4 protein-coding genes are annotated in these 7,311 nt (G+C 71.2%); 1 reads left to right on the top strand and 3 read right to left on the bottom strand.

Translation table 11 applies throughout. The features are described from left to right. The 3 genes from VFZ20_RS10715 to mfd all read right to left on the bottom strand — a co-directional run. Window positions 1–388: SurA N-terminal domain-containing protein (locus VFZ20_RS10715; protein ID WP_329683865.1), on the bottom strand; the 388-nt coding region annotated here is incomplete at its 3' end. Window positions 389–556: 168 nt separating this feature from the next. Continuing rightward, on the bottom strand, window positions 557–2,107 hold the full coding sequence (locus VFZ20_RS10710; protein ID WP_329683864.1) for a peptidylprolyl isomerase: 1,551 nt from the start codon (window positions 2,105–2,107) through the stop codon (window positions 557–559). Window positions 2,108–2,380: 273 nt separating this feature from the next. After that, the gene (gene mfd / locus VFZ20_RS10705) at window positions 2,381–5,752 is read right to left on the bottom strand and encodes a transcription-repair coupling factor (protein WP_329683863.1); all 3,372 of its coding nucleotides are present in this window, start codon (window positions 5,750–5,752) and stop codon (window positions 2,381–2,383) included. Between the two features lie 602 nt (window positions 5,753–6,354). Here mfd and VFZ20_RS10700 point away from each other — a divergent pair. Beyond that, window positions 6,355–7,311 (top strand): DUF4384 domain-containing protein (locus tag VFZ20_RS10700; protein WP_329683862.1); only part of this gene is annotated, 957 nt, incomplete at its 3' end.

Raw genomic sequence — 7,311 nt, 5'->3', positions numbered from 1 at the left:
ACTCGGCCAGGGCCTGGCTGAAGGCGGCCTCGCTGGGAAAGCGGCCGCGCACGTCGCGGATCTGCTCGTCCACGGCCAGCTGCACCTCCGTGTCGGACACTTCCAGGCCGGCGGCCCGGGCGCCCTCGATGAGCAGCAGGTCGTTCACGCGGTCCTGCACGGCCTGCTGGATGAAGCGGTCCAGCTCCGGCCCCTCCGTGGGCACCTGCTCGCCCTGGGCCCGGGCCTGCTCCAGGTACAGGGTCAGGTCGGAGCGCAGCAGCACGGTGTCGCCCACCACGGCCACCACGCCGTCCCACAGCTCCTCGCCGGGCTGCGCGTGGGCGGGCCGGGCCAGCAGGGGCGCGGCGGCGAGGGCGAGCGCCAGGGCGGCGAATGCGGTACGCATGCGGTTCACAGGGAAAACGAGGTCCACTTTTCCGGTCGGCGCCGGCGGCCGCGAACAGTCGGGCCGCCGGCAAGAAAGCGCGCGGGCCGGGGACGGAACGAGCCGTCCCCGGCCGCGCGGGTTATAACCTGTTGCCGGGCCGCGGGTTCCAGGCCGGCGCGGACGCCGTCACGGGGCCTGCTGTCCCTGCGGCGCGGGCGCGGGCTGGGCCGGCTGGGCCTGGGGCTGCGCCTGGCCCTGGGGGGACGGCGCCTGGCCCGGGCGCTGCACGCCCTCGGGCAGGGGCGGCATGCTCCCGGAGGGGCGCTGCGGCGTGCCCGGGCTGGCGGCCGGCTGCGCCGCGCGAATGGCCTTCATCCGGTCCACCACGCGCTGGAACGACTCGTCGTTCACGTCGGCGTCGTACGTGTTCTTGAGGGCGTAGCTCAGCTTGCCCAGGGGGCGGATGGGGCGCATGCCCGCCACCGCCTGCTCCATCAGGTTGCGCACGGCCTCCTGGATGGCGCCGTTGCCGGCCTTGCCCTTGGGGAACTGGCGGCCGGCCAGGCCGGCCGTCTGCAGCAGCTGCTGCACGGCCGCGCGCGTGTCGCGGTTGATGCTGTCGGCCGCGGCGGGGGCCAGGCGGAAGTTGCGCCGGTTGGCCTCGGCCAGCAGCACCTCGCGCAGGGCCTGGTCTTCCAGGAACCCGCGCAGGTCCGCCTCGGGGGCGTTCTTGATCTGCTCCAGCTGCTGCGACTGCGCGCTCTGCATGAGCTCGGCCATCTCGCCGGCCGTGAGCTCGCCGCCGCGGAAGCTCACCAGGGCCCGCGACGCCTCGCCGCCGCGCAGCTCGAAGTTGCCCTCGCTGGCCAGCTTCTTCACGTTCTCCACGGCCTGGGGCTGCACCTGCAGGTTGGACGCCTTCTTGAGCGAGTCCACGTAGTTGCCCACGGCCTCCTGCTGCGCCTGCTGCTGGGCCTGCATGTGGAACGCCTGGCGGTTCTCGCCCAGGGGCGTCTGCCGGCGGTCTTCGACCTTGATGATGTGGTAGCCGAACGGCGTCTCCACCACGGGGCTCACCTGGCCGGGCTGCAGCTTGAAGGCGGCCTCCTCGAACTGGGCCACCATGCGGCCGCGGCCAAACCAGTCCAGGTCGCCGCCGCGCTCCTTGCCGCCGGGCTCCTCGGTGAACTGGCGGGCCAGGGTGGCGAAGTCCTCACCGGCCGCGGCGCGGGCGCGGATCTGCTCGGCGCGCTGCATGACCTCCTGGCGCTGCGCGGGCGTGGGCTCGGCCTGCCCATTGCCGGCGGGGCGCAGCAGGATGTGGCGGGCGCGCACCTCCACGCCGGGGCCCTTGGTGTTCCACAGCTGCTCCAGCTCGGCGTCCGTGAAGCTGGTGTCCGCGGTCACGGCCTGCGACAGGAACCGGAAGACGGTCTGGTCCTCGCGCTGGTCCTCGGCAACCTTGTCCAGGTCCAGCACGGCGAGCGTGCTGTCCTCGGCGACGGCGGTGGCCAGCAGGGTGTAGTCCACCCACAGTTCGGCCAGGGCGCGAACCACCTGCGGATCCTCGGGGATCTGCGGGTTGTTGGCCAGGATCTGCGCGGCGTCCTCGACGCTCAGCTCCTTGCCCGCGGCCTTGGCCACGACGTCCGTATGCGAAGTCATGGCGCTGCCAAAGCCGTCGCACGCCGCGAGGGCGAGCGGAGCGGCGATCAGCGCCCACCGGGACAACTTCATCACGTTCTCCAGACCGGGTTGATGGGGTATTCGGCGCCGGGCGGGAGAGGGCCCGGCGCACCGTGGAAACACGAGGGAAACTCGCGGTGCTGCTGCTACGGAAAGGTACGGAATCGCGCTGATACCCGACAGTGATCGGGAAGTGCCGGGTTGTGAGTGACAAGTTCCAAGTGCCTAGTTCCAAGTGCCTAGTTCCAAGTCGATCAAGCCGAGTCTGTCGCGAACGCGTCAGTTCACTTGGCACTTGGTACTTGTCACTTGGTACTTCTTCCCCTATGCCGCCCGCGCGGGGTCCGCCGCCAGGTCCCGCAGGGCCGAGACGAGCGTATTCAGGATGGGCTCCGTGCCGTGGCGCGTAAGCGTCAGCGACAGGGGCAGCGCGCGGCGCACCTCCACGCCGAACTGCCACGCCTGCAGGGCCTTTTGCAGCGCCTGCATCCGCGGCACCACGCCCTGGCGAAAGTTCATCCGCACGTCCCACGGACGCACCAGGATGCGCTCGATCCCCAGCTCGCCGCCCAGCAGGCGCAGCGCCGCCGTCCCCAGCAGCGTCTCCACCTCCTCGGGCGGCGCGCCAAAGCGGTCGCGCAGCTCGCGCCGTACGGCATCGATCCCCGCCAGCGACTCCTCGCGGCTCAGGCGACGGTAGAAGTGGAGCTTTTGCGCCTCGTCCGGGATGTAGCTGTCCGGGATGAGTGCCGTGCCGTCCACCGACACCTCGGCCAGCGACTTGGCCGGCGTCTTTCCGTCGCCCTTCATCTGCTTGATGGTGTCTTCCAGCAGACGGAGGTACGTGTCCAGGCCCACGGCGTGCACGAAGCCGGACTGCTGCTGGCCCAGGATGTTGCCCGCGCCCCGCAGCTCCAGGTCCTTGAGGGCAATGCGGTAGCCGCTGCCCAACTCCGTGTAGTGCTCCAGCACCCGCAGCCGCTTCTCGGCGTCCTCCTGGATCTCGTCCGGGACGAGCAGGTAGCAGTATGCGCGGTGGTGGCTGCGTCCCACGCGGCCGCGGATCTGGTACAGCTGGCTCAGGCCGAAGTGGTCCGCGCGGTTGACGATGAGCGTGTTGGCGCGGGGCACGTCCAGGCCGCTCTCGATGATGGCCGTGGCGCACAGGATGTCCGTCTCGCCCTCGATGAAGTGCGTCATCACCTCCTCGAGCTCCTTCTCGCGCATCTGCCCGTGCGCCACGCCGATGGTGGCGTCGGGGACGAGCTTTTGCACCTTTTGCGCGACGGCGCCGATGGTCTCCACCCGGTTGTGGACAAAGAACACCTGCCCCCCGCGGTCCAGCTCGCGGCGGATGGCGTCCTCCAGGATGGCGTCCGTCCACGGCAGCACGTGGGTGATGACGGGCTGCCGGTCGCGGGGCGGCGTCTGGATGAGCGTCATGTCGCGCAGCCCCAGCAGGGAGAAGTGCAGGGTGCGCGGGATGGGCGTGGCCGTGAGCGTCAGCACGTCCACCGTCCGCCGCAGCTGCTTGAGCACTTCCTTGTGCTTGACGCCAAAGCGCTGCTCCTCGTCCACCACCATCAGCCCCAGGTCGTGGAACTTGACGTCGGACGAGAGCAGGCGGTGGGTGGCGATGACGATGTCCACGTCGCCGGACGCCAGCCGCTCGATGACCTGCGCCGCCTCCTTGGGGGTGCGAAAGCGGCTGAGCGCCTCGATCTTGACGGGGAAGTCCGCCAGCCGCTCGCTGAACGTGTGCAGGTGCTGCTCGGCCAGGATGGTGGTGGGCACGAGCACGGCCACCTGCTTGCCCTCCTGCACGGCCTTGAAGGCGGCGCGGATGGCGACCTCCGTCTTGCCGTAGCCCACGTCGCCGCAGATCAGGCGGTCCATGGGGCGCGGCGACTCCATGTCGCGCTTTACGTCGTCCGTGGCCTGCCGCTGGTCGGGCGTGTCCTCGAAGAGGAAGGCGCTTTCCATCTCCCGCTGCCAGCGCGTGTCGGGCGCGAACTGGTAGCCCTTCTCGGCCTGCCGCGCCGCGTACAGCTCCAGCAGCTCGGCCGTCATCTCCTGGATGGCCTTCTGCGTCTTGCCCTTGGCGCGCGACCAGTCCTTGCCGCCAATGCGGTGCACCTTGGGCGGCGGCGCGTCGTCCCCGCCGTCGCTGTCGGTGACGTAGCGCTCGATGAGGTCCACGCGGTGCACGGGCACGCGCAGCAGCTCGCCGCCGGCGTACTCGATCACCAGCGTCTCGAACTCCTCCTCGCCCACGCGGACCCGCTCCATCCGCCGGAACTGGCCGATGCCGTGGTCCATGTGCACCACGTAGTCGCCCGGCTTGAGCGCGGCCACGCTCTCCAGCGCCGCGCCCCCGCGGAACCGGCGGCGGCGGCGGATGCGGCGCGAGCGGCGAAAGATCTCGTGGTCCGTGAGGACGCGGAACGGGGGCTCGCCGTCCGCCAGGAAAAAGCCGCCCGTGAGCGAGCCGATCCCCAGCTCCACGGTCCGCGCCACCTTGAGCTCGTCCAGCAGCTCCTGCAGGCGCTCCAGCTGCCCCTGGTTGTCGCAGAGGATGAGCGTGCGCTCGCCCCGCGCCGCCGCGCCCTTGAGCACCTCGCCCAGGCGGCCCATGTCGCGGTCGATGGGCTCCGGCGGCAGCGCGCGGAACCGCGCCGTGTGCGTGGGGACCTGCGACCCGGCGTCCTCGATGAACAGCTGGGGGAACGACGCGAGCCGCCCCTCCGCGTCCGCCGGAGGGAAGAAGAGGCGCGCGGGCGGCTCGGGCCGGGTGCCGCGCTTGGCCTCCGCCTCGTGCAGGCGCTGCACCTCGGCCCACGTGCGCTCCAGCTCCTGCCGTGTGTGCCCGCCGTGGAGGTGGACGACGACGGTGTCCTCGGGCACGTAGTCCAGCAGAGACCGCCGCTCGCCGTCGGACGCGGCAGACTCCGCGGAATCGGCGGACGTGGCGCGTCCGGCGGAGGATACGCCGTCGGCGGCCTTGAGATCGACCGGGAGGAGCTGGAGGTGGTCTACGGCGCGGACGGAGAGCTGAGAAAGGATGTCGAAGAAGCGGATGGACTCCACCTCGTCGCCCAGCATCTCGATGCGGGCCGGCTCCGGCGTGCCGAAGCCGAACACGTCCACGATGCCGCCGCGCAGGGCGAACTGGCCCACCTCCTCCACCGTGGCCACGCGCTCGAAGCCCATCTCCTCCAGGCGGGCGGAGAGCTCGGGGAGCTTGAGGACGTCGCCCTGCCGGATCTCCAGCCGCAGGTCGCGCAGGCCGTCCACGGCGGGGCTGAGCTCCTGCATGGCCCGCGCGGTGGTCACCATCAGCCGGGCGCGGCCGCTGAGCAGCGCCTCGAGCGCCTCGACCCGCGCGCCGCCGATCTCCAGGTGCGGCTCGCCCTCCTCGTACGGCAGCGACTCGCGCTGGGGGTAGAGAAAGACGCCGGACTCGCCCAGCATGGCCTCCAGGTCGCACGTGGCCTGCTCGGCGTCCTCGGGGCCGCCGGCCACCACGAGCCAGATGCGCTCGGGCCGGGCGCGGTGCAGCGCGGCCAGCAGCGTCATGGGCGACGCGCCGGCCAGGCCGGTGGCCATGGCCCGCTCACCCGCGCGCGGAAGCGCCGCCGCCAGCGCGCGGAACGCGGGCACGGTCTGAAAGCTGTCGATCAGCAGGGGATGGGGCACGGCTCCGACTTCAATCCATTCCCCGGACCGTTGCGGCGGCCGGCGATCTCGTGGTGGTGCGGCGTGGGTCGGGATTCGGGACAATCTCGCAAGTTACGGTGCGGGAGGGCCGCCGGTCAACGGTGGGCCCTCACCCCGCTCGTTCCTCGCGTCCCTCTCCCGCGAACGGCGCGGGAGAGGGGGCAGACTTCGAACGGGTTTCCGGCACGTGGCGGACACCGCGCGGAAGCGCTGCCGGCGCGATCCGTTCCACGCGCGGCGAAGTTCTCCCTTCCCCCACGCTGTTTGTGGGGGAAGGGTCGGGGATGGGGGGCGCCCGGCGTTCCGCTGGGTGCAGCCTCATCCACGCGGACCCGCATCCCCTCCGTCCAGTTTTCGTCGCAGCTCCGCGGGTATCGCGAGTGCCTGCAACGCGCCCGGTGTCCTCCGGCGTCCCGATATTGAGAACACCCGTCCACGAAGGGGGACGAAGGCAAAAATCCAGCAGGGCCTGGAACCTTGCTAAGTTTTTGCGGCACATGCATCTTACGTTTCAGCGGCCCGCCGGAACGGCGATTGCCCTGCCCTTGGGCGGAACCCCGCTGCACCCCGGAGACAATCCAATGCGCAACACCATCTTCGCGGGCCTTGCCCTCTCTGCCCTGGCGGTCGCGGTACCGGCCGCCGCGGCACCCGCACCGGCCCTCCTGCTCCCGGAGCCGGCCTCCGCAACCCTCGCCCGGCTGGCGCCCACGGCGCAGCAGCAGGGCGGCGTACGGGTGTGGATGGACGGCGCCCGCGACGTGTACCAGCCCGGCGAGCGCATGCGCGTGCGCGTACGCACCGACCGGGACGGGTACCTCGCCGTGTTCATGATCGACACCAACGGCGACGTCGACATCATCTACCCCCGCTCGCCCAACGAGGACGGGTGGATCGAGGGCGGCCGCACCCTCACCCTGGGCTCGCGCTCGTACGACTACCTGCACGTGCGGGGCGGCTACGGCATGGGCTACGTCATGGCGGTCACGCTGGACGAGCCCCTGGAGCTGTGGCGCGTGCAGGACCTGTACGGCGCGCGGCAGGCCGGCTGGGACAACAACCGCACCATCTATGGCGATCCGTTCTACGCCATGGACGAGATCACCCGGGCCATCGTGCCCGAGGGGTGGTACGGCTACGAGTCGGTGGACTACTACACGTTCCACGTGGGCCGCCGCTACCGCTACCCGCGCTACGCCTGCTACGACGGCTTTGGCGACTGGTACTACTCGCGCTCCGTGTACTGGGACGACTGCGACCGCATCCGCGTTTTGCTCGTGCGCTACCCGTGGTACTATGATACCTATCGGTGGCGGGGCAGCCGGCGGGTGTACTACCAGCCGTACTACCGCAACGTGCCCGTGCGCAACCGCCCGCTGCACGGCTACAAGGAGCGCACGGACGGCATCGCGCCCCCGGCGCGGACCACGTCGTCGCAGCGTCCCTCCACGCGGCGCCCCGAGGGGTCGGCCGGCGCGGGCGACGCGGTGCGGCGGGCCGGCCCCAACGGCCGGCGCCCGGAGCCGCGCGGCGGCATC

This window comes from Longimicrobium sp. (assembly GCF_036280135.1).
Classification (GTDB): domain Bacteria; phylum Gemmatimonadota; class Gemmatimonadetes; order Longimicrobiales; family Longimicrobiaceae; genus Longimicrobium.
This window is presented reverse-complemented; position numbering and strand designations above follow the sequence as displayed.

Coding starts and splice junctions, on each gene's coding strand:
- VFZ20_RS10710 (WP_329683864.1), bottom strand. CDS start 2,107: ATGAAGTTGTCCCGGTGGGCGCTGATCGCCGCTCCGCTCGCCCTCGCG.